Source organism: Echinicola shivajiensis, assembly GCF_018642165.1.
GTDB classification, from domain to species: Bacteria; Bacteroidota; Bacteroidia; order Cytophagales; family Cyclobacteriaceae; genus Echinicola; species Echinicola shivajiensis.
In genome coordinates this window covers 77,504-103,301 of record NZ_JAHHZM010000002.1, presented here as the reverse complement: position 1 = coordinate 103,301, position 25,798 = coordinate 77,504, and the positions used below count along the sequence as shown (strand labels likewise).

Sequence of the window (25,798 nt, the reverse complement as noted above, 5' to 3'; positions counted from 1 at the left end):
ACAGTAGTTAATTTGCTTTATTAATACGAAAAAACCGATATTTTAACAGAAAATCACTGTAAATCTTTCACTTCTCGAGGTGATTTAAGCTATATATTTTCAAATTCACCATTTAACACAGTAGTACAGAATCGATATTTTAATAAAAACGGTTTGTTCTTTTTTAATTTTTTTATAAAAGTATTTTTTATATTGAGCGATATTTTGTTAATTTGAGTACCCTAATAAATAAAACAAGATGAATCTAATAAATCCAAAAAAGAGCTTAGATGAAAAAGAAGGAGTTGTTGAAATCAAGAACTACCTCAACAAGATCAAAATCATCAAGAATCTTTACACCAACGGAAGCAACACAGCCAGTGAAATCTGTAACGAAGTAGGTATCAGTCTACCCACGGTAAACTCCCTACTTACTGATCTTATTCAAGGCGGAAAACTTGTTAAACAAGGTAGAGCTGAATCACAAGGCGGAAGAAAACCAGATTTGTACAGACTGGCTTCTGATTCCTTTTATATCTTGTCAGTGGACATTAGCAAATTTACCGTCCGAGCAGCTATTTATGACAGTGCCAATACCGCAGTAACTGAAACAGGCACTTTTAAAATCACTTTGAACAATGATAAGGCAACCTTTGAAAGGATTGCTGATTTCATGGCTACATATATGAAGGAATCCGGAATTCCTGATGATAAAATTATTGCCATAGGCATTTCCATGCCTGGGCTGGTGGATTCTTTAAGTGGAATCAACCACACCTATCTAAAATTTGGAAAGAAAACTTTGGTGGAAAACTTTGAAGCCAAATTCAATAAAAAAGTCTTTATAGAAAATGACGCAAGGGCAATGACCTTAGCGGAATTTAAGTTCAGCCAAGGTCAAAAATATAATAATGTATTGGGCATTTTCGTAGGCTGGGGCATTGGTCTTGGAATTATTATAGATGGCAAATTATACCGAGGTGGAGCAGGGTTTGCAGGTGAATTTAGCCACTCCCCTATCTTTGAATCAAGGGATATCTCATGTACCTGCGGTAAAAAAGGATGCCTGGAGGCTGTGGCATCTGGAACAGCTATGGTAAGGATGGCCGAGGAAGCTATACTTAAAGATAGCGATTCAATTCTGAGCCGCTTAGCAAAAGAAAAAGGAGAAAGTATTGACCCTTCTCTAATTGTTGAAGCAGCTCTGGCCGGAGATCAAAGAGCCATCACCATCCTTTCAGATGTAGGTTTAGATTTGGGAAGAGGTATTTCTATCCTTATCCAATTATTGAATCCTGATCTGATCATAGTAGGTGGATCCGTAGCTGAGGCCCAACAATATTTGATCACGCCAATACAGCAAGCCCTGAATATATTCAGTATGGCCAAATCAAGGGAGAAGTCGGAATTGGCACTCTACAAATTAGGAAAAGAAGTTGGTCTACTCGGAGGAGTAGCGGTAGTCATAGAGAATATTTTCGAAGACATTATTAACTGATCCACGGTATCAGAATCACATTGCCGTGGCTTTAATATAAAAGCATTAACATAAAACAATTCTAAATATGCTTAGTAACTATCCTTTATCGGAAGTAGAAGAATGTTTCTTAAAAGAATCAGGTGTTGAAGAGATCACTACATTGATCCCTTACCTGACAGTAGACAATTTCCCTAAATTAGGGTTATTGACGGCATGTAGATTTTTAGAGTGGGCTGCTAACAACCCTGATGGTGTAATTAGCTTGCCGACAGGAAAAACTCCTGAGTTTTTCATTAAGTGGACTCAGTTTTTACTTGAAAACTGGGACAGTAAAAAAGGAAAAGAAATCAGAAAGCAATATGGTCTTACTGACACTAAGAAGCCAGAATTGAAAAACCTTCATTTTGTTCAAATCGATGAGTTTTACCCAATTTCTTCTTCTCAGAACAACAGTTTCTACCATTACGTTAACAAATTCTATATTGACGGATTTGGTTTGGATCCTAAAAAGGCTCTTTTGATCAATTCCGATGAAATCCCTTTAGCAGAAGGAAAGCATTTCTCTGAGATTTTCCCTGACTATAAAGTAGATCTATCATTAAGATTTAGAGAGGCTACCTCTAAATTGGAGAAATTACAGCAGGAGTCAATCTTCTTGATTGACAAGTGGTGTGGTGAATACGAGCAAAAAATCCGTGAAAAAGGCGGTATTGGCTTCTTCTTGGGAGGTATTGGTCCTGATGGCCACATTGCCTTCAACACCCGTGGATCTGATATTTTCTCTACAACCAGATTGACAGAAACCAACTTTGAAACCCAAGCTGTAGCAGCTGGCGACCTTGGAGGAATCGAAGTTTCTGCAAATAGATTGGTTATTACAATTGGTCTAGACACTATTGTATATAACCCTGAGGCTGTAGGTATCATTATTGCTGCCGGTGAAGCCAAAGCCCAAATTGTAAAAGATTCTTTGGAGACGCCACTGGACAATGTTTTTCCTGGCACAGTTCTTCAAAAATTGAAAAATGGACGTTTTTACCTTACCAAAGGTGCAGCTTCCAAACTTACCGATAGTGTAAACACCTATTTCCAAAAAGGTGAGTGGACTCAAGCTAAAACTGAAAAAGCTGTTCTAGAACTTTGTAAAAAGTTAGGAAAGTATGCCAATAGATTGACATTGGACGAACTTAAGGCTGATCCTTATACTTCTCTTATTCCAAACCTTTCTGAAAACACTGTTGCCTCAGTAAAAGAAAGTACTGTGGCCAAATTGAACAATGGTTTGGTTAAGGAAGAAAACGAAGTATTGCTTCATACTGGCCCTCACCATGATGATATATCTTTGGGTATTTTACCTCATATCACCAACCAATTGAGTGAAAAAACAAACGAAGCACATTTCTCAGTACTGACTTCAGGTTTTACTGCAGTTACCAACACCTTTGTTATTGACACCTTGCTTCATACCAAAAAACTGATGGATAATAACCAAATCCAGATGGTTAATTATGAAGACTTCTTTCAAGCTGGATTCAAGCTTAAGAAAGACAAGGATGTTTATCACTACTTGACCAATGTGGCTTCTGAAGACCCTGAGCAACAGCAAAGAGGGCTTTGCCACAGAGTGGTTAGAGCATTGGTGGAAATCTTCAATGTACCTAACAAGGACAAACTGAGAGAAACTATCAATGATGTACTAAGCATTTTGAAAAACTCTTACGATGGTGAGAAAAACCCACCAAAAATCCAGAAACTAAAGGGTATGATCCGTGAGTTTGAGGAAGAACTGGTATGGGCTCACTTTGGTGTAAAAGTTAAGAATGTTCACCACCTAAGACTAGGATTCTACACTGGTGATATCTTCACTGAGCAGCCTGAAAAAGCACGTGACGTAGAACCTATAGTTGAAATGTTCAGAAAAGTAAACCCTACCAAGTTAAGCTTAACGCTTGACCCAGAAGGTAGTGGTCCTGACACACACTATAAAGTACTTCAAGCAACTGCCGCAGCGGTTAAAGAATGGAGTAAAGAAAAGGATCTTAGCGAACTTAGAATCATTGGTTACAGAAACGTTTGGTTTAAATTTGATGCAGCAGAATCCAATGTAATTGTTCCTGTTTCATTAGGTGACCTTTCTGTAATGGAAGACTCATTTGCCAATTGCTACCTAAGCCAAGTAAATGCTTCCTTCCCTAGTTATGCCCACAATGGTAAATTCAGTACCATTGCCAAGCGTACATGGGTTGACCAACTAAATGATGTTCAGTTATTATTAGGTAAAGATTACTTCTATCAGCATGATATGGCCAAGGTGAGAGCAAGTCACGGCTTGATTTTCTTTAAGGACATGAACGTTGAAGAATTTATCGCCCACGCGAGAGAATTAGAGAAGTCTATTGAAGGTATGATCTAATCTCAAATTAAATCTTACGCCTATTATTGAGATATCCGAGGGCGTAATGCCCTCGGATATCTTTAGTTTTATAATTATTGATATATGAAAAAAAGTCGGCTTATTTTGGGACTGGATATTGGTGGGACTTCTATCAATGCCGGACTATTGAAGGACGGTAAATTGATTGAAAAGAAGGTAATCCCGACTCCATCTCATGCCCCTCAAGAGGTAATATTAACTACCATTGCCGAATTTATCGCTTCCTACTTTTCTTATGATATAGAAGGAATAGGTATAGGTATTCCGGGACTTATTGACTCCAAGAACGGTATCGTTTATAACTTGGAAAACATTCCTGCTTTTACCAAAGTTGCACTAAAAAAATACCTAGAGGAAAAGCTCAATAAACCTGTTTTCATTAACAATGATGCCAACTGCTTTGCATTGGGCGAATACAAATTTGGCAGTGCCAGCAAACACAACCATGTAGTTGGCATTACATTAGGAACAGGAATCGGTACAGGAATCATAACCAACAATTCCCTTTATACAGGATTTATCTGTGGAGCAGGCGAATGGGGAGGAGTTCCTTATATGGATAGTAACTTTGAAAATTACTGTGGAAGCAAATTTTTCAGTACTTTCCATGAATCTTCAGCAAAGGATTTAGCTGAGAAAGCCGCAAAAGGTGATGCAAAAGCCTTGGAAATATTCAAAGAATATGGAATGCATTTAGGAAACTTAATCAAGTATATCCTGTTCACTTATGCACCAGAAGCAGTAGTAATCGGAGGTTCTATTAGTAAGGCATACGCTTACTTTTCAGAAAGTATGTATGAAACAGTGAATACCTTCCCCTACAAATCCATTAGTGACCATTTGGAAATCTTTACCTCAACTGTCGAGGACTCTGCCATAATGGGGGCCACGGCCCTGGTAGAAGAAAACATTGTTCCAGAAGTTAATATTGTAAAATAAATAATCCCTCGATGCATCCATCGGGGGATTAATTTTTCAAGATGTATTAGTTGGTAATGACAAAATAACATTTTATATTATATTCGGTTGAGTTACTCAATTAACGGCTTATATTTAATATAAAATGCATGATAAAATAATTACCCGAAGTACCCCAATTCCACTTATTTACTGTTTTTGCCTATTATTTCTCTTCCCAAATTTTAGTCAGGGACAGGATAAGTCAGGTTTTGAAAATATTTCTCCAAGAAAATCAGGAGTTAAGTTTAAAAATATGCTCACTGAGGATGAAAAACACAATATCCTTACCTACGAGTATTTCTACAATGGTGGCGGAGTCGCCATTGGTGACTTAGACAATGATGGCTTGGACGATATTTTTTTCACCAGCAATATGGGTCCCAACAAGCTATATCAAAATCTGGGAAATTTTGAATTCAAGGACATAAGCAAAAAAGCAGGTATCAGCGGCAAGGACAGTTGGTCAACTGGTGTGGCTATGGCCGATATAAACGGAGATGGTCTATTGGATATTTATGTTTCCTTTTCCGGTGAAGGCAATGCAGATAGTAGAAGAAATGAACTTTATATCAATGAAGGCGATTTGGTCTTCACTGAACAAGCTGCGGCTTATGGACTCGACGATCCTTCCAATAGTACACAGGCCTTATTTTTTGACTTTGACAAAGATGGTGACCTAGATATCTATCTGCTCAATCACCATATAAAAGTCATCCATGATTTTGAATTTCAGGAGGCAAAAAAATCAAGACACCAATTTGCCGGTGACAAGCTTTTCAGAAATGATAATGGCCAGTTCAAAGACATAAGCGAGGAAGCAGGAATTTTTGGCCATGCCCTTGGCTTTGGTCTTGGTGTCATCTCCTCTGACCTTAATGATGATGGTTGGCCTGACATCTATGTCTCCAATGATTATATAGAGTCAGATTACCTGTATATAAATAATGGAGACGGGACATTCACTGAAAAACTTAATGAGCAGCTTCAGCACATCAGCCATTTCTCCATGGGACTGGATATCTCTGATATTAATAATGATGGGCTTAAAGATATCTTCACCCTGGATATGCTTCCTGAGGATAATAAACGTCAAAAGTTGCTCTATGGACCTGAAAACTATGAACAATATGCCTTGATGATATCTGAGGGTTTTCACCATCAAAACATGAGGAACATGTTGCATATTAATCATGGAAATGAAACCTACAGTGAAATCGGGCAGTTGGCAGGAATTTCTAATACAGACTGGAGTTGGTCTTCCTTGTTTTTTGATGTGAACAACGATGGATTCAAAGATCTTTTTGTTACCAATGGCTATTACAGAGATTATACCAATCGTGATTTTCTAAAATATAAGGGAGATTATTATTTCCAAAAAGCCATTGCTAGGGAAAAGGCAGACACCTTATTCTTGGTAACTTCCATGAGCTCTACCCCTATCCCCAACTATGCTTTTCAAAATAATGGTGATCTAACATTTACCAATAGATCAGCAGACTGGGGCATCAATGAACCGGGATTTTCCAATGGTGCAGCCTATGGGGACTTGGATAATGATGGGCATTTGGATCTAGTGGTTAATAATCTAAATGATTTTGCCTCAGTCTTCCGAAATAAAGATCCAGATAATGACAACGGACATTATCTCCAAATAAAATTAAAAGGCCAAAATAAAAACACTTTTGGCATAGGTGCCCAGGTTTCAATATTTGCGCAAGGAACTTCACAGACCTTGGAAATGATGCCTACAAGGGGCTTTCAGTCTACCGTGAGTTACACGCTTCATTTTGGACTGGGATCTAATCAATCCGTTGATTCAATAAAAGTTAAATGGCCTTCAGATAAGACTCAATTATTAAAAAATATTCAAGCTGATGAGCTTATCGTTTTAGAAGAAGAAAAAGCTGATAAAACTTCTACAAATGGCCAACCCGTATCGAAACCGGTATACCAAAGTATGGAGTCCCCTATTCCATACAAACATCAAAGATCCAATTATAATGATTTCAAAAGACAACCTTTACTGGTTGAAATGCCCAGTCATTTAGGGCCTATTATGGCTGAGGGAAAAACCGGTGATGGTCATACCCTACTATACGTGGGAGGTTCAAAAGGCAATCCAGGTAAGCTTTACTTAAGCAATGAATCCGGGGAATTTAAACCAGTCAATTCCCTACGCCTAGATGACAGCTATTCTGATGCAGATGCAGTTTTTATTGATGCTAATCAAGATGGACATCCAGACCTATATATAGCGAGTGGTGGCTATCATAATTATACTGCTACCGATGAAGCCCTTCAAGATAGGCTATATGTAAATGATGGAAACAATAACTTCAGCCTTGCAACTGAGATGTTGCCAAAAATGCTTACCAGCACCTCTGTAGTTAAAAGTGCCGACTTTAATAAAGATGGTTTTCCTGACTTGTTTTCAGGAGGTAGAATTATCCCAGGAAAGTATCCTGAAAGCCCAGAGAGTTACCTATTAATAAATGATGGTACGGGTAAATTCATAAACGAAACAGCAAATCTATTACCTGAACTTTCACAACTTGGAATGGTAACGGATGCACAAATTACAGACCTAAACAGTGATGGCTTTGAAGATATTATTGTGGTAGGCGAATGCCTTCCTATTCAAGTTTACATCAACCAAAAAGGAAACGGATTCACAAACCTCACCCCTCAATGGTTGAAAGATTCACCTCATGGCTTATGGTCGAGTTTAGCCTTGGGGGATTTTGACAATGATGGCGACATGGACCTTATCGCTGGAAACTATGGCTTAAACTCCCAGCTTCGTGCTAGCAAAGACCAACCAATGACCCTATATTATGGTGATTTTGACAATAATGGCTCTGTTGATCCTTTAATGGTTAAATACTTCAACGATGAACCATTTCCATTTGCCAGTAGGGATGAACTTTTGGACCAGATTTATGGACTGAGAAGCAAATTCACCGATTACGGTTCCTATTCTGATGCGAAAATTGAAGATATACTTTCCAAAGAACAATTGAACGAGGCACAGACCCTAACTGTTAATGAGTTAAGAACCATTTATTTGGAAAACAATGGATCGTCCTTTATAGCTCATAACCTTCCTATTGAAGCACAATTTGCACCTGTTCACAGTATAGCAAGCTTCGATTTTAATGAGGATGGGAATTTGGACTTTATCTTAGGTGGAAATCAAACCTATACCCGATTGAGAATTGGGGTAATTGATGCCAATTATGGAGAAGTCTTTCTAGGAAATGGGAAAGGAGATTTCAGTTATCTTCCGCAAAAACAATCCGGCCTCTCCATCAAGGGAGATGTTAAGTCCATCTTACCAATAACCATAAACAACAGTCAAATCCTGCTATTTGGACTAAATAATCAAGGTATAGTAGCCTATCAAAAAAGTAAGTAATCATGATTTATCATATGAGTAAAAACAGATATGACCTGTCAATATTGTCAGCCATATTGATTATTATAGGCTTAATATTATCACCCCTTAACTTAAATGCGCAAACAAGGGAGCAAAAGGTAAACCTCTATGTCAAGAATCTATTTGCCATTACTGAGATAATGGTTTCTGACGTAACCCCACCGACAGGAGCTTCAAGGTTTTATGCCTACAGTACATTAGGGGCCTATGCGGCCATGGTTGGAGAGGAAGGAATAAAAAATTCTTTCATAGGGCAATTTAATCAGCCCTTAGACATCAAATTCCCTATAACATCAGATATAGACAGCACATTCAGCGCGATTTACTGTATGCTGGAAGTGGGCAAAGGAATCATGCCATCAGGAAAGCTTTTAAGCAAAACGCAGGAGGAATTGTTTCAGCAGTTCAAATCCAACCGCTGGGCCAATAGAAAAACATTGGAAACCAGTATGATTTATGCCCAAGAGATTGCCAAGCAAATTCTTGCCTACTCAAAAACAGATGGTTATGGACAACTTAGTGCATTACCAAGATATACTCCTGCCAATAAGCCGGGAACTTGGTATCCTACTCCCCCTGCCTACCTAATGGCCATAGATCCAGAATGGAAAACTATTAGGACATTCTATATTAAAGATTTAGAGAGTTTTAAACCTATTCCTCCAGCACCATTTTCAATGGAAAAAAACAGTCCTTTCTACAAACAAGTAAAGGAAGTTTATGACACTACCCAGGTATTAAACCAAGAAAAAAGGCTGATAGCCAACTTCTGGGATTGTAATCCATTTATGGTTTCTTACTCCGGCCATATGGCCATTGGACTTAAAAAGATATCTCCTGGTGGACACTGGGTAAATATTACTGGAATAGCCAGTAAAAAAGCCAAATTGAGTTTCTTCCAGACTGTTGAGGTCCATTCAATGGTTTCTCTTGGCCTCCATGATGCTTTTATTAGTTGCTGGGAAGAAAAATATGATAGTGACCGAATTCGTCCAGAAACGGTTATCAATAGACATTTGGACCAAAAGTGGCGCCCTATCCTTCAGACACCTCCTTTTCCTGAATATACAAGTGGACACAGCGTTATTTCCAGAACAAGTGCTGTTTTGTTAACCAGTTATTTTGGGGACAGTTTTGCCTATACAGACACCTCAGAAGAGTACTTTGGACTACCTCCAAGAAAGTTCAAATCATTCATTCAGGCATCTGATGAAGCAGCTATTTCAAGACTTTATGGAGGCATTCACTATAGGGATGCCATTGAAGAGGGGATCAAGCAGGGCAATAAAATAGCCCAACACATTCTCAGTAGGATTGAACCTAAAGCCACACTTACCCAAAAATAAAAAAGGCCTTTCCGATTATGGAAAGGCCTTTTTTTACATCTTTAAAATCAATTCTTATTTTCTTTGGAAGTCATCCTGAACCCTAACTATGTCTTCTTCATTAGATGGGTTTGAAGGATCTGTATGCATCCATATTTCTGCTACAACACCCCAATTGTCCATTCCTACCAATCTATGCCTCTCTCCTTTGGCCAATTCAACCACCTCACCTAATACCAAAGACTGTAGTTCACCTTCTTCATCAGTTGGACTGGTAACAATACCGCCTTCTCCACCAACCAATTTCCAAATCTCGGCTCTTCTGTGGTGATATTGCCAAGAAAGTCTTTTTTCTGGTCCTACAATCAAAATCTTTGGGCTTAACTTTTGTTTTAATTGAGCCTCAGAAAATTCCACACTGGAAAAAAATTGGGATCTGAATTTTCCTATTTGACTTTCATCTATGACAAAAAAACCACCCCATGGTCTCTCTCTGTCTTCAGCTGCCACCTTATAGCCATTGAAATCCAACCAATCCTTGATTTGCTTAAAGATTTCCTCTTTGGAGGCATTTTTTTCTATCTTCATATTGATAACGGTTATTATTTTCTTAGTTAAAATTATAAATTGTAATACTTTAATCCTTGGAAAATAAGTTTTTATTTGGCCTCGACTTCATATAAAAAGTCAGTTTTCCTCCATCCATAATATCATCATGTTGAATAAATGGTTTTTTGAGCTCTTGTCCATTCAAAAACACTTTATTTATATAGACATTTTTTGAGGACTGGTTTTTCACCTCCACTTCAAATTGCTTTCCATTTTCCAGGTTAATTTTTGCATTAGCTACCAAAGGACTGCCCAAAGCATAATCTACTGATCCAGGAGCTACAGGATAAAAACCCAGAGCACTAAATATATACCAAGCACTCATCTGTCCGAAATCATCATTCCCTCCTAGACCATCTTCACCGTTTCGGTACATGGTTTTAAGAATCATCCTGATTTTATCCTGTGATTTCCAGGCTTGATCAGTCCAATTATAAAGATATACTACATGATGTGAAGGCTCATTGCCATGAACATAATTACCAATGATTCCATCCCTGGAGATATCTTCAGTATTGGCAAAATATCTGTCAGGCAGATCCATAGAAAATAGGGAATCCAAATGAGGAACAAATTGCTCATTTCCTCCCATCATTTTTATCATTTCCTCTGGAGCATGCGGCACATACAAACTATAGTTCCAGGCATTTCCTTCAATAAATCCCTGTCCATGGGTATCCAAGGGATCAAAGCCATCTTTCCAGGAACCATCCTTTAATTTTGGACGCATAAAGCCTGATTTAGCATCAAAAACATTTTTATAGCTTTCAGCTCTTTTTTCAAATTCCTCAGCAACATCGGCCGCACCTAGTTTTCTAGCCATTTGAGCAATTGCCCAATCATCGTAAGCATATTCCAAGGTTTTCGAAACTGAGGATCCGCTCACATCTTCTGGAACGTAGCCCTTTACTATGTATTCTCCAATACCATCAAAATAATTGGTATTGGCAGTTTTTACTGCTGCTTTTAGGGCATGATCCGTATCAAAATCCACATTGTCTTTTACAACAGCATCGGCAATTACTGAGGCACTGTGATAGCCGATCATACACCAGTTTTCATTGGCATAATGGGACCAAATCGGTAACATTGGATGAACACTTTGATCAAAATGAGCCAACATGGACTTGACCATGTCCCGATTCCTTTTGGGCTGAAGTATATTAAATAAAGGGTGTAAAGTTCTATAGGTGTCCCAAAGAGAAAAGCTGGTATAATTGATAAAACCATCTGCTTGATGGGTATTCATATCCAATCCCATATAATTCCCGTCCACATCCATATATTCAGTAGGTCCTAAAAAGGCGTGGTACATGGCGGTATAAAAATTGACCATATCCTCTTCCTCTATGGTACTTATCTGCACCTTATTCAACTCTTTATTCCAGTTGTCAACTCCTGCTTGATGGATCTCATCAAAATCCCAATTTGGAGTTTCCAATTTCATATTATTCAATGCACCAGCTGTACTTACCGGAGAAATTGCCAATTTTAATATAAGATCCTCCCCATCTTCAAGGTCAAAATCAAAGTATGCCCTTATTTTCCTACCTGCTGCCTCTGGGAAGTTTTCAGTCTCGTTGAATCTTCTCCAGAAACCTTTGTAAGCTTGTTTATCATCATACTTTTGATGCCCATAATTCTTTATCGGTTTATTAAAAGACAAAGCAAAATATACTTTTCGGGTTCTGGCCCAACCTGAAGTTTCTCTATACCCGGTCACCAAGGTGTCATTTTCCACCCTCAAAAAAGTCCATAAATTCTTATTATCATAATTATAAATCCCAGACATCAGATCCAGAATAATATGGGCATCCTCACCTTTTTCAAAGGTATAACGGTGGACACCTACTCTAGTAGTGGCCGTTAACTCAGCGTTTATACCATAGTCTTCCAATCCCACCTGATAATAGGCTGGAGAAGCATGTTCATTATCATGGGAAAAGCGAGACCTGTACCCTGAATCAGGATTTTCAGATGTACCCGGATTAAGCTGAAGTGGCCCGCTCGTAGGCATGATCAGAAAATCCCCTAAATCGGAATGTCCAGTTCCACTAAAATGGGTGTGGCTAAAACCAACTATAGTGGCATCGTCATATTGATAACCGGCACAGTAACGGTAAACTTCAGGATTATATCGCCCATTGACCTCATATGGAATGGTATCCGTATCTGGGCTTAACTGAATACTCCCAAAAGGGACTGTTGCCCCGGGATAGGTATGCCCCATTTTTGCTGTCCCGATCATCGGATCAACATATTGGCTAAGATCCCTTGTTTGTGATATTGCTGACAGGGATAATGCAGCCAGAAAAAATGAGCATAAAATTTTTTTAATCATAAATTAAGACTTTTTGATTTTATACCCTGAAAAACCATAATAAACTATGTATAAATAACAAACCATTGGAACCAAAAATGACAACTGAACACTCCCTGACAAATCGGCAAACAAGCCCTGCAGAGGAGTGATCACCGCACCACCCACAATGGCCATGACCAATAATGAAGAGGCCTGTGCAGTGTATTTCCCTAAGCCTTTAATCGCAAGAGAGAAAATTGTAGGAAACATAATGGAATTAAATAAACCGACTGCTACAATCGACCATAATGCCAATTCGCCTTCAGTCAACAAGCCCAAGGTCAGTAAAGCAATCACACTTAGTCCAAACAACCATAGGGTCCTATTAGGAATAAACTGTCCAAGAATTATTACCACAATATTCAAAGCTATAAAGGCCAAAGCATAAAGCGCCATATCCATCCCGTAGACATTATAAATTGTTACAAAGGACAACATTGTAATACCGCCAATGATCAAGAACCTGTTGCTATTCTTCTTAAAGTCTGCAAGGGCCACAGCTCCAAAGAACCTCCCTACCATTGCACCACCCCAGAATAAGGCAAGATAATGACTGGCTTCTGTTTCGTCCAGTCCTGCTATTTCAGGTAGTCTGGCAAAGTTGATCAGATTACTTCCTATCGTCACTTCTCCTCCTACATAGGCAAAAATAGCCCCTATTCCCAAAACCAAATGCTTGTGCTTCAACGCCCCACTGTCTGAAACAATCACACCTTGTGAGTTTACCTCCGGCAGTTTGAACAGCTTAAAGATCAAAGCAATAAAAATTAAAGTCAATGCCAATCCTATATAAGGAAGCTTTACCGCATCAGCGCTAATTTCAACCTCTCCCATAGCTCCGAAAATCAAATATCCACCTATTAAAGGTGCAATGGTTGTTCCCAGGGAATTAAATGCCTGGGTCATATTCAGCCTACTTGATGCGCCTGAAGGCTTACCCAAAATGGTTACATATGGATTGGCGGCAATCTGCAAAATCGTAATTCCTGATGCCAGTATGAACAATGCAAAAAGGAAAAAGGCATAGCTTTTATAACTGGCCGCTGGATAGAAAAACAGACAACCGGCAGCCGAAATAACAAGCCCTAAAATGATTCCGTTTTTATATCCAATCTTACCAATGGGGTCTCCTTTGGTAATTGATATAATGTAATACAGTAAAGAGATAAAAAAATAGGCACCAAAAAAAGCAGTCTGTATCAACATCGCCTGCCAGTTCTGGAGGGTAAATACCTGCTGCAAATGAGGTATCAAAATATCGTTCATGCAGGTGATGAATCCCCACATAAAGAACAACATCGTTACAAGAAATAAAGGACCAATGAACTTTTGTCCGGAGTCAAACTCCACATTTTGGTCAATAGGCTGGGTTACATTAGCTGAAGCCATTGATTTGAAGGGTTATTAAGGTTTTGAAATTGTTATTTAATGTGATTTCCTGTGTTGGTTCCAGCTACTCGCAGCACCAATCAATGCAGCACTTTCCCCAAGCTCTGAAATTCGGATAGGCGTAGACAAGTTTGATTTCGCCAATTCCTCTTGTACTACCGGAATAAACAGTTTTCCGGCCTTTGTGATATTTCCCCCAATGACAATGACTTCGGGGTTTTCTTTTTCAATAAATATTTTCAGAAAATCTGCTAGATTTTTTCCAAACTCCCTGAAAATTTCTTTTGCTATAGCTTGATTTTCTTTTTTCTTGGTCAGTTCCCTTACTTCCCTGATCGTCTTACCTGTCTTCTCATTATAGGCTTTGACAAACCATCTAGTAGAAACATAATCTTCCACAATAACACCACGAAACGGACTGCACCAAAGTGCTGCATCCTGGGCAAAATCGCCATGATACCTGGAGCTCCCTAATCCTGTTCCAAGGGTCAAACCAATGGCACTGTTTACTGATCTAGCTGCGCCACTAGCCACTTCTCCCTGTAAAAAACAAGCTGCATCATTTTCAAAATGAATCTGATCTACTCGAATTCCCAAGGCATCAGCCAACATGTTTTTCACATGCAACTCGTATAATGATTGGTATTTCCCTTGGTCCTTGATAAATGAAATTCCTTCGGGATAATTAAATGGTCCAGGCATGGCGATGCCGATTTTTACATCGGCAGCGTCATAACCTGGTACAGATGATATTGCTTCTTTCCATTCCTGGATGATAGTCATAGCATCTCCTTGTGAATGTACAGCCTTTCTGACCACTGTGGATTTATCCAATTGATAATCTTCCAAGCTGACCATACCTGCGGTGATATGTGATCCACCAATATCAATGCCTATTACTTTGTTACTACTCATAATAAATTTTGAAAATCGCACTTAGCAGCACTAACTATTCCAAGAGGAGCTTGAATTATTCAGTTGATAAAGAATAAGGGAAATCTTCCTCCTTAGTACCTCTTTTTTTATTGGGTGATGAGGTCATATCAAAGTCAAGCTGAGCACCTTGTAAAAGGGCTTTATGACTCAACCAGTTTTTGGAATATTTTTTACCATTTATTTTAAGCCCATCAATATACTTGTTTTCTGGGCTGTTTTTTGGTGCATTAATGACAATTTCTTTCCCATTTTGTAGATCAAGAGTGATTTTCTTGAACAAAGGTGCCCCAAGCACATATTGATCTGTTCCCGGACACACTGGATAGAATCCCATTGCTGAGAACACATACCAGGCTGAAGTTTGTCCATTATCTTCATCCCCACAATAACCATCAGGTGTTGGGCGGTACATTCTGTTCATTGTCTCCCTTGCCCAATACTGTGTTTTCCAAGGCTGACCAGCATAATTATACAAGTAGATCATATGCTGTATCGGTTGGTTTCCGTGTGCATATTGACCCATATTGGCAATTTGCATTTCACGGATTTCATGGATTACTCCACCATAGTAACTTTCATCAAAAACCGGAGGCAAAGAAAACACCTTGTCTAACTGACCCGCAAAGGCTTCTTTTCCTCCCATTAGATCCATTAAACCATTGATATCATGGAATACCGACCAGGTATAATGCCAACTATTTCCCTCAGTAAAAGCATCTCCCCACTTGAATGGATTGAAAGGTGCCATAAATTCACCATTCTTATTTTTACCTCTCATCAATTTAGTTTCAGGATCGAATAACTTTTTGTAGTTCATACTTCTTTCCTTATACAACTCTACTTCTTCCTTTGGCTTATTAAGGGCCTTAGCCAATTGGTATATTGTAAAATCATCATAAGCATATTCCAAGGTTCTGGCTGCATTTTCATTGATGCCCACATCATAAGGAACATATCCTAGCTCTTTATAATATTCTGCGCCAGCTCTACCCACAGCAGTCAAAGGACCAGCATTATTGGCGCCATTGATCAATGCCTCATATAATGTTTCGATATCATAATCATAATCCCCTTCATATTTCAAATATGCATCCGCCACTACAGATGCAGAATTATTTCCTACCATTACACTTCTTAGGCCTGGACTTGCCCACTCTGGCAACCAGCCACTTTCCTTATAAGCATTGGCCAAACCTTCCTGCATTTGTGCATTTAGTTCAGGATACATCAAGTTCAAGAATGGAAATAAAGACCTGAAAGTATCCCAGAAACCTGTATCCGTAAACATATAACCGGGCAACACTTCACCATTGTAAGGACTATAGTGTACTACATTTCCTTCAGCATCATATTCAAAGAATTTTCTTGGGAACAAAAGAGATCTGTAGAGACAAGAATAAAAGGTTTCCATTTGATCAACAGTACCACCTTCAGCTTTGATTCTACCTAATTCCTCATTCCAGATATCCCTGCCTTTTTCTTTGACAGTTTCAAAATCATCATTGCCAATCTCCTTAAGGTTGAGCATTGCTTGTTCATAGCTAATGAAAGAAGAAGCCACTTTAGCATTGACTACTTCACCTTTTTTGGTAGAAAATCCAATGACAGCACCTACATGGTTTGATTCTGCTTCTAACAGATCTTGAAGTTCACCATCCTTGAAGGTTTTATTGACGGTAAATTCCTTATCAAATTCAATAACAAAATAGTTTTTGAAATTATCGGGTACTCCCCCACTGTTTTTGGTTGTATAACCTATGATTTTGTTCTCCCCAGGGATAACTTTCACATAAGACCCTTTGTCCAGAGCGTCCAATACCACATAGGAATGGTCATTTTCTGGGAAAGTAAACCTGAATCTTGCCGCCCTCTCTGTTGGAGCGATTTCAGTAGTCACGTCAAAATCGGCCAAGTAAACACTATAATAATGTGGCTTTACAATTTCCGATTTATGGGAAAACCAGCTAGCTCTTTCATCTTCTTTAAACTTAAGGTCTCCAGTTACGGGCATGATCGCAAATTGACCGTAATCATTCATCCAAGGAGAAGGTTGGTGAGTTTGTTTGAAGCCTCTGATCTTATCAGCATTATAAGTATAAGCCCAACCGTCACCCATTTTACCGGTCTGTGGTGTCCAGAAATTCATTCCCCAAGGCAAAGCAATTGCCGGGTACACATTACCATTGGACATACTAGGCTTAGAATCTGTTCCCATTAGGGGCTTTACAAAATCAACAGGATCCTCAACCTTATCTATAAGGTAGGACTGCCCATTGACTGTCAGAGCAACGGTCATTAAGGCAATGACATTGGTCCAAATTTTCTTCATTTTTATGTTTCTATTTAGGGTTTAATGGAATTTCCTGCTTTTTGCACTGTAGTGATAAAGAAGAGGAGATCATTTTATAATTAACTTTCAAAATACAAATATATTACCTGAGACACAAAAAGCTAAACCCTTTTAGTATTATTTAGGAATTATTTTCACGAATAGTAATGCCCATACCTGTTCTAAAATTATTTTTAAGACTTGTAAGTAAAAAAAATCCCAGCCTAATCAGACTGGGATTTAATCGGAATAATAAAACACGTATATCGACAAAAAACTCCATAGAGAATAATTTAGTCAAAAAGCATTTTAAAGTTAAATATTAGATTTGCCTTACTTATTTTACAAATTCAGGGGTATCAGGGTAAATAAATTTTCTCTGAAGAAAAAAATCATACCTGACATTTAGCGGCATAATTTCTTGACAAAATCCTCATTAAAATAACTACACGAATAAAATAATCTGATTATCCGCTATGATGCCAGTAACCATAAATCCTTTGCTCAAGTGGTCCGAAGACTGAAGTAATTGATACTTTCATCAAAAGGATCGTTTCGATTCCCTTTTAACATTTACTGGTGCAATTGCGGATATACAGATAAAATAAAAAAGAGACAGCTTAAGCTGCCTCTTTTCTTAGTTATTATTGAATGTAACCTGGATTTTGATCCAGATTAGGGTTAAGTGCTGTTTGAACATATGGAATAGGGAAAAGCTCCATATTCACATCATTACTTGGCTCATGATCCCACCAACTAGCTGTAGTAAACTTACCAAACCTAATCAAATCGGTTCTTCTTTTCCCTTCAAAAATGAATTCTCTTCCTCTTTCTGCAAGCAACTCATCCATGGTCAAGGTAGAAGTTGTATACATTTCGGAAGACCAATCAGCTTCAGTAAATGCTCTTTCCCTACTTGCATTGATCAAATCTACTGCTTCTTGAGTAGCTGAACCTCCATTTTTTCTCATCAAAGCTTCAGCCTTATTGAAATAAATTTCAGTTAAACGGTAAATGATATAATCGTTCTCCTGATAGTTTTCATCATCCTTAGTCCCTGAACGATATTTATTGAACCTAGCCCCACTATTCTCTTCTCCTTCTGTCATGCTTCCCTCTCCGGTCGCACCTTCACTATTCCTTCTAATACTATTAACGTACACCATTGGCTGTCCATCATATTCCTCAGTAGCGAGAATTGGCTCATTAGTTCCATACTTATATTGTGGGCCAAAAAGAAACCAATCTTCTTTCCTAAGATCATTTTCCTCAAAAGCGTCAAATGCAGTAGGAATTACTACAAATGCATTCCAACCACTGTAGGTTACATCAAGAGCTTCAGACATATTACCATATCCAAAAAAGAATCCTCCCCAACTAAAAGTAAATCCACCTTTTCTACTAAAGGCAAATTGGAAGATGTTCTCTGGAGACAAGTGGTTGGTATTGCTGAATGGACCAAGGATATCTGGATCCAATCTCATGGCACCGTTCAAGCTACCACCTTCACCGTCAATCACCTTATCACTGTATTCGATACATTTGTCCCACATGGCCTGTCCAGCCCATTTTTCCGCGTTCAGATACAGTTCGGAAAGCATGGAATAGCCTGCAGCTTTGGAAACCCTACCCACTAATTCTTGGGAAAGTGGCTTTAGCAATTCTACATTATCTAACAATTCCTGCTCTACAAACGCAAAGACCTCTTCTCTACTTCTTGTCTCTGGATTGGTTGGTGTACCTACAGTTGTTACGATTGGAACATTACCCCACATATCCATAATTTTCATGTAGTGATAAGCCCTCATTACCTTTACTTCTGCTAGAATAGATTTCTTATCATCCTCTGTCAATCCAGCAGCCACAAAATCTACATCCTCTAAATCCTCTAAAGCAGCATTTACATAACCTAAACCAGCCCACATCAAGGACCAAGCTCCACGCATTCTGTTTTCCTGCTCTGTCCACTCATGGTAATGCAACCTGATATGATCACCACCATCATAACCGTGACGACCTTTCTGCGGCCAAGCCAACTGATCTGCAGCCAATTCACTATGATAATAATGTCCACTTTGACCGGTCGGTGCCAACCATGCCTGCATATGGGTAAATGGCCTCAATACCCCTTGCATAATCTCTACCTTATTATTGTAGAAATTATCTTTTGAAAGTTCACTATATATTGTTTCGTCTAAATCCACACATGCAACAGTGCCTATCAAAGCAGCTGGTGTTAGGATTGCTGCGATTCTATTGATATATTTTTTCATGATTACTGCGCTTTAAAATCCAACTTTTACTCCTAAAGAAAATGATTTGGTTCTTGGATAGAAGCCTCTACCATCTATACCTGTATTAAAACCAACATCCTGCAATTCTGGATCAATTCCAGAGTAACCAGTAATGGTCAGCAGGTTTCTTCCTGTTGCATAAACCCTTAGGTTTCTAAGGTATTCACTTTGGATTTTGAAATTATAGCCCAAAGTCAAGTTGTCAAGTTTAACAAAATCACCCTTCTCCAAATAATAATCAGAATATTGAGGATCATCATCCAATTGAGCATGAGTGGTTATTGCACTTTTTAACAGGTTGTTTGGCAACCATCTTTTATTTCCGAAATAAAGATCTTTGGTATTCAAAATATCAAATCCGAACTTACCTCTAAAGAAAATACTCAAGTCAAAATTCTTGTAGGTAAAGGTGTTGTTTAATGAGGCCATATATTTAGGAACGCCATTACCAATAATGGTCAAGTCCTCTTGAGACATATCTCCGGCTCCACCTATAGTACCATCAGCTTTATAAAACTGCCATTTTCCATCTTCGGTAAAACCGGCGAACCTTTTTCCATAAAAATTACCGATTACTCCACCTTCTTCCACTCTGATTGCATTACCTAAGTTACCAGGACTTGGCAATCCACCATCTTCAATCCATGAAACAGTAAACACATCATTTGAAAGAGAAGTGATTTTGTTTCTTTGGGTATTGGCAGTCAAATCAGCTCTCCAGCTGAAATCACTATTTTGAACAAGTGTAGAAGTCAAATAAAGTTCAATACCTTTATTATTGATACTTCCTACGTTGGTCAATAAAGTACTTCTAACAAAAGCAGGTTGCTGTGCAGTATAGTTATACAATAGATCAACTGTTTCTCTGTTATACAAATCCAAGGATCCCCCCAGTTTGTTATTGAAAAGCAAGAAGTCAAAACCTAGGTTTAGTTCTTTTTTCTTTTCCCATCTTAAATCAGGATTTGGATTTCTCGCAGCCCCATAAGTCTGGAAGAAAACACCTTCCTGAGGATAAACACCTCCAGTGGAAAGCGTTACTAAGGAATTATAATTACCAATACCTTGGTTACCGGTAACACCATAACCTAAACGAACTTTAAGATTATTAACAGCAGAGCTGTTTTTCAAAAATTCTTCTTGGGTCAATTCCCAACCCACTGACAATGCAGGGAAATTACCCCACTTATGGTTGGCCCCAAATCTAGATGAACCCTCTCTTCTGATGGTTGCCTGTGCAAAATACTTTTCTTTAAAAGAATAACTTGCTCTTGCAAAAAAGGCTATAAGGGTATTGTCTTCCTTAAAGCTTCCCATACCAGGTCTTGGAAGTTGGGTATTATTAATAGCACTACCTGCTCCAAGATTCCAGTCCATGAATCCATCTGTAGTAAATCCATTATTATTTACATCGAAAGTTTCAGTTGTAAAATATTGGTAACTATAACCACCAATTACATCCACAGAATGGTCGCTGGCAAATACTCGCTTGTAATTTAATGTAGATTCAAACGTATTGGACCAGTTTAAATAATTGTTTTTAGATGCATAACCCATTCCTTGGTATTGAGATGTAGGACGGTTTGCGAAATCATTCATTGACTGATAATACCTATCATTATATGTATTTCTCACATGGGCACCAAAAGCAGAAGCAGTAAGTCCTTCAATAATCTCCAAGGATAATCTTACATCACCGGAGAAAGTTTGCTGATTTCTTTCACTTACCCTGTTGGCATATCTTGAAAGTGGATTGTAATTATTATATGCCTGCGTTTCCACGAAGCTGCCATCCTCATTGAAGATTGGTGCTGTAGGGTTTCTTTGGATAGCCTGCTCAAAATCACCAGTACCACCTCCCAATCTGTTTGCCTTGCTAAAGCTAGAAGCAACATTAGAAGCTAAGGTAAGTCGCTCATTCAAGCCTGTTTGGTTGAAGCTAATTCTACCTCCATACTGACGTCTGCTATTTTCCTGTGCAATACCCTCTGCATCATTAAAATAAAATGAAGCACGGTAAGTAGAATTCTCTCCACCACCCGAAGCTGCAAAATTATGGTACTGACTTAAATTTTGATTATTCAATAGCAAGTCATAGAGGTCTGTAGAATGACCTAAATCATTAACCTCATCGATCAAACCTTCATCAATAAGACCGCGGAATTCATCTGCAGTCAGGAAGTCAGGTTTCTTATCCACAAACTCTCTTTGAACATAAGAAGAATAATCAAATTGCGACTGTCCAGCCTTACCCTTTTTTGTCGTGATCAGGATAACACCTGCATTACCTCTAGTACCGTAAATGGCAGCTGCTGAACCATCTTTTAATACATCAAAGGACTCGATATCATCCTGTTGAAGTAGATCTAAACTACCTCCCGGAATGCCGTCAATTACAATTAAGGGACTTGTAGTACCTATAATAGATGTTAATCCTCTTAGTTGAATATCAGTCCCCGCATTAGGGTTACTTCCTTGAGTTCTATTGATATTTAAGCCAGCTACTTTTCCTTGGATCAACTCTAAAGGAGAACGCATTCCACCTTGGACAAAATCTTCCTCACCAACATTGGCAACAGATGAGGTGATTTCTCTTTTTTTCTGTGATCCGTAACCAATCACTACAAACTCTTCAAGTGATTCTGTATCTGATTGTAATACAATATTCAAATTGGTTTGACTACCAACCACTACCTCTTGAGAAGCCATTCCAATAAAACTAAAAACCAATACTGACTGATCAGAGGCTACAGAAATACTGTAATTACCATCCAAGTCAGTTATGGTACCATTAGTAGTACCCTTTTCCAAAATAGAAACACCAGGTAATGGCTCACCCGATTCATCTGTAATGGTTCCTTTTACTTCTTTGGCATAGTTTTTAGAAATCGCCTCAATCTCAGGGTTATTATTTTTCAGAACTGTAGGGCTACCTTCTGCTTTTGAGAAAGAACCAAGCATTCCTGAAAGAAGCATTAACGCTAATCCTCCTTTTATTCCCCGAAAGTTTTTTGATTTGTCACTGACCGAGATGGCAGCAACTGGTAATTTTGCTTTCATGCTATATGGGTTTGATTTGGTAAAAATTTTAATGACCTAGTAAAACGAAAGATTTTTTTAACAAAACATAAAATCCAATTCACTAAATCAGCCCGTAAAGCTAAACCCATTTAGTAAAAACGCAAAACCGATTTAGTATTTTATAAAAATCTATCAATTAAAAAACGTTCGAAAACACAACTCATCACAAAAATAATGTAACTCAAACCAAAAAATCAACCCGTAATCACAAACTGATTGAATAAAAAACTTTATATATTTTTTATCTGACTACCTTAAATAGTCCTAAAGGAATTAGTCAACTACCTAAATAAATAGGTGTTTTTTTGGCTTACCTATATGCAAAACCATCAAATAAAACAAAAAGCTCACCGATCATTTTACCAGATCAGTGAGCTTTTTATTGCTATTTTGTTAAAGTAATTTTCTATTTACTCACTCCTACTTTCTTCTTGGAAGATTCCCTCTCATTTACTGAGGCTTGCAATACGATTTTCTTTACCTTTCTTTCCTCCACATCCGTATTAATCAGTTCTAGCATCGTACTGATCAAGCTTTCAGCTATTTCTTCTTTTGGCTGAACAATACTAGTTACAGTAGGAGTATTGAATTTGAAAAATTCATTATCATCAAAGGCAATCACAGCAATATCTTCTGGAATTTTGATATCCAACTCCTTCATTACCTGCATTCCTTTCATGGCCAAGTAATTGGTAGCAAAAAATATGGCATCCAACTGCTTATTATTCAAAAAATAATTTTTCAATTCCTTAGCTGTATCCAAGGAAGAATATGAGCTAAAAGGAACTTTGAGCACTTTTGGGCTTATCCCCAACTTTTCACACATTTGATCATAAGCCTCCATCCTATCGTGCATTTGGGACTGGTCACTATCTAGGGTAATAAATCCAATTTCCTTCAATCCATTCTCCAAGAATAAGTCCAAGCCTTGTTTAGCACCCTGAAAGTTATCTATTACCACATGACTGCATTCTACTTCAGGCAAATACCTATCAAAAAGAATCATTGGATTTCTATCATTGGCCAGTTCCTTAATAAATTTAGGGTCCATGCCTACAGGCGGGGTCAGAATATAGCCATCCACTTGTAAATCCTTGAAAACCCTGATTAGCCCCATGGTCTTTTCTGGATCATTATTTGTACTACTGTAGATAATTTTATAACCATCCTTAAATGCCTGATCCTCTATAAGCTTGGCAATGGTGGCAAAAAAGGGATTAGATATATCCTCTACCATAAAAACAATAATATTGGACTTACCTGTCCTTAAGCTTTTAGCCAATTGACTAGGATAATAACCTATTTCTTTGACATAGGCCTGAACCTTATCTATTAATTTCTGGCTAATCCTATTTTCTTCTGCCTTACCATTCAGCACAAATGAAACTGTTGTAACAGAAATATTTAGCTCTTTGGCTATGGCTTTTATAGAGTGTTTCTTCTTTTGCATCTGTGGGATTTACGCTAAGCAATATGGCCTTAACAACAGTACCATTTGAATTTGTTAAATACCAAATATAATCTATTTTCTGAAAAATTAAAGACTCTTTTTCACCTAAGCTTGTAAGTTTCACAAAACAAAAGGCCATTCTAACGAACAGCCTTTTGTAATCCTAAAAATTATAAAATTATTCTACATCCCACCAAATCCTAGTGGTATAGGTATCTGGTCCTTGCCTTGCTACAGCGGCACTATAACCTTCCGGATTATTGGCAGCTTCAGCACCAGGATATCTCAACCTCCTCGGAATAGTCCCATTGGTCTGATTGCCAGGATAATTCACAGGAGTCAACTCTGGAAACCCTGTTCTCCTCCAATTTGCGTAGGCTTCATACTCATTCAATATTGTTGCAGCCCAGTATTGTTCACCCAATATTCTGTCCCACTCAGCACTATTGTAAGGATTTGCTGCCAAATAGCTGGTAATATCCGCATCAGCCACTTCCAGGCTGGCATCATAAACCATAAACTGTTTCATGGCTGCTGTAACACCTGCATTATAGTGATCTGCTGCAACACCTGTTGCCCATCCTCTTTCAATGGCCTCTGCTATCAAAAATTCCACTTCTGCATAGGTCTGAAAAACCATAGGAGATTCTCTTAAAACAAATAAAGGGTTAATTCTGCTATAATCATCCCTTCTTGCCGAAGTAGTGTACAATGGATCAAAATTCTCAATAGTATTACCATCATAGCCGTTAGGAAGTCCCATAGGTTCTCCCCCATTTCTAACCCAACTTAGTTTTTCCAGCCTAGGATCATTGCCTGCCAACATCCAGTCTACAAATGTTTTACTCAAGACACCTTGGTCATCATTGGTATAGTTGGTACCATCCCAGTTGAACACTTCTCCTATACCATTCCTATTGATTCCTTCTGGACCATCAGTATGAGAAATATAGCAAATATCGTCATTACTGGTCATTACTCCTCCAGCAATTGCCTTACCAACATATTCCTGGGCCAAATTTGGAGCCACTTTGCTCATTCTCATCCCTATCCTTAACATCAATGAATTGCCAAACCTTCTCCATTTACCCAAATCACCTCCATAAATTAAATCTTGACTGCCTGGATTAATCTGAGATTCATCCAATAAAGCAACAGCCTCCTCTAATTCATTGGCTAAATCCGGATAAATTGCCTCCTGCGGATCATATGCTGGGAAGAAATTTTGATCAATAAAGCCTTTACCAGCATCAAAATAAGGAACATCACCATAAATATCCGTTATTCTTTGGAAAGCAAAAACCTTCCAAATCCTTGCAATGGCATGATAATTCACATTTGAAGCATCATTGCCCTCCTTAGTAGGATCTGTAATATCTGCTAAATTGACCAAATCCTTCACATAATTGACATAAGCTCTGTCCCATAATGCCGCTGAATAAGAGTCATTATGTAAATATTTATCCCCTACCCAATACGTAGCCAAGGCTGCAAAATGCTGTATCATCACTGATTGAAAAATCATCACTGTTCTCCAATTTTCATATCGCTCACCAGAAGTCTGAAGCTGAGTATAGGCCAATATAAAGCCCGGATCAATCTCACTGGCGACCCTTGGGTCAACGTTAAGTTCTGCTAAATTATCTGTATTACAGGCATTGAAGGACACCATAAGCATGAGGCACAAAGCTGTAATTTTTATATATATTGTCTTCATTGTTTTCATAATTTTGG

The 25,798-nt window shown here is 38.3% G+C and carries 14 protein-coding genes; 5 read left to right on the top strand and 9 right to left on the bottom strand.

The features are described 5' to 3' along the window. The first annotated feature begins 238 nt into the window (after positions 1-238). The 5 genes from KMW37_RS04940 (at position 239) to KMW37_RS04920 (ending at position 9,635) form a co-directional block, all read left to right on the top strand. Positions 239-1,477, top strand: a complete 1,239-nt coding sequence (locus tag KMW37_RS04940) for an ROK family transcriptional regulator (protein ID WP_215223509.1) — start codon at positions 239-241, stop codon at positions 1,475-1,477. 67 nt (positions 1,478-1,544) lie between these two features. Then, complete coding sequence (locus tag KMW37_RS04935; protein ID WP_215223508.1) at positions 1,545-3,872, top strand: PIG-L family deacetylase; 2,328 nt, start codon at positions 1,545-1,547, stop codon at positions 3,870-3,872. An 84-nt stretch (positions 3,873-3,956) separates the two neighbouring features. After that, positions 3,957-4,832, top strand: coding sequence for an ROK family protein (locus tag KMW37_RS04930; protein ID WP_215223507.1), 876 nt, complete (start codon positions 3,957-3,959; stop codon positions 4,830-4,832). A 124-nt stretch (positions 4,833-4,956) separates the two neighbouring features. Beyond that, on the top strand, positions 4,957-8,268 hold the full coding sequence (locus KMW37_RS04925) for a VCBS repeat-containing protein (protein ID WP_215223506.1): 3,312 nt from the start codon (positions 4,957-4,959) through the stop codon (positions 8,266-8,268). Positions 8,269-8,282: 14 nt separating this feature from the next. Next, the gene (locus KMW37_RS04920; RefSeq protein WP_215223505.1) at positions 8,283-9,635 is read left to right on the top strand and encodes a vanadium-dependent haloperoxidase; all 1,353 of its coding nucleotides are present in this window, start codon (positions 8,283-8,285) and stop codon (positions 9,633-9,635) included. Between the two features lie 54 nt (positions 9,636-9,689). Here KMW37_RS04920 and KMW37_RS04915 read toward each other — a convergent pair whose 3' ends face one another. The 9 genes from KMW37_RS04915 to KMW37_RS04875 all read right to left on the bottom strand — a co-directional run bounded on the left by KMW37_RS04915 (position 9,690) and on the right by KMW37_RS04875 (position 25,781). Beyond that, complete coding sequence (locus KMW37_RS04915; protein ID WP_215223504.1) at positions 9,690-10,202, bottom strand: cupin domain-containing protein; 513 nt, start codon at positions 10,200-10,202, stop codon at positions 9,690-9,692. A gap of 49 nt (positions 10,203-10,251) precedes the next feature. Further along, positions 10,252-12,564, bottom strand: coding sequence for a GH92 family glycosyl hydrolase (locus KMW37_RS04910; RefSeq protein WP_215223503.1), 2,313 nt, complete (start codon positions 12,562-12,564; stop codon positions 10,252-10,254). Between the two features lie 3 nt (positions 12,565-12,567). Continuing rightward, positions 12,568-13,974, bottom strand: a complete 1,407-nt coding sequence (locus KMW37_RS04905) for a sugar MFS transporter (RefSeq protein ID WP_215223502.1) — start codon at positions 13,972-13,974, stop codon at positions 12,568-12,570. Between the two features lie 36 nt (positions 13,975-14,010). Then, positions 14,011-14,889: an ROK family protein gene (locus tag KMW37_RS04900; protein ID WP_215223501.1), complete on the bottom strand. Its 879-nt coding sequence runs from the start codon at positions 14,887-14,889 to the stop codon at positions 14,011-14,013. Positions 14,890-14,944: 55 nt separating this feature from the next. Next, positions 14,945-17,239 (bottom strand): GH92 family glycosyl hydrolase, encoded by a 2,295-nt coding sequence (locus KMW37_RS04895; protein ID WP_215223500.1) that lies wholly within the window; start codon positions 17,237-17,239, stop codon positions 14,945-14,947. Positions 17,240-17,883: 644 nt separating this feature from the next. Further along, positions 17,884-19,512 carry a RagB/SusD family nutrient uptake outer membrane protein gene (locus tag KMW37_RS04890; protein WP_215223499.1) on the bottom strand — a complete coding sequence of 543 codons (1,629 nt, stop codon included), beginning with the start codon at positions 19,510-19,512 and terminating at the stop codon, positions 17,884-17,886. Positions 19,513-19,524: 12 nt separating this feature from the next. Beyond that, a complete protein-coding gene (locus KMW37_RS04885) occupies positions 19,525-22,593 on the bottom strand; it encodes a SusC/RagA family TonB-linked outer membrane protein (RefSeq protein ID WP_215223498.1) in 3,069 nt (1,022 codons plus the stop codon). Between the two features lie 427 nt (positions 22,594-23,020). Beyond that, the gene (locus KMW37_RS04880; protein WP_215223497.1) at positions 23,021-24,064 is read right to left on the bottom strand and encodes a LacI family DNA-binding transcriptional regulator; all 1,044 of its coding nucleotides are present in this window, start codon (positions 24,062-24,064) and stop codon (positions 23,021-23,023) included. Between the two features lie 178 nt (positions 24,065-24,242). Then, positions 24,243-25,781 (bottom strand): SusD/RagB family nutrient-binding outer membrane lipoprotein, encoded by a 1,539-nt coding sequence (locus tag KMW37_RS04875; RefSeq protein ID WP_215223496.1) that lies wholly within the window; start codon positions 25,779-25,781, stop codon positions 24,243-24,245. Positions 25,782-25,798: the final 17 nt, after the last annotated feature.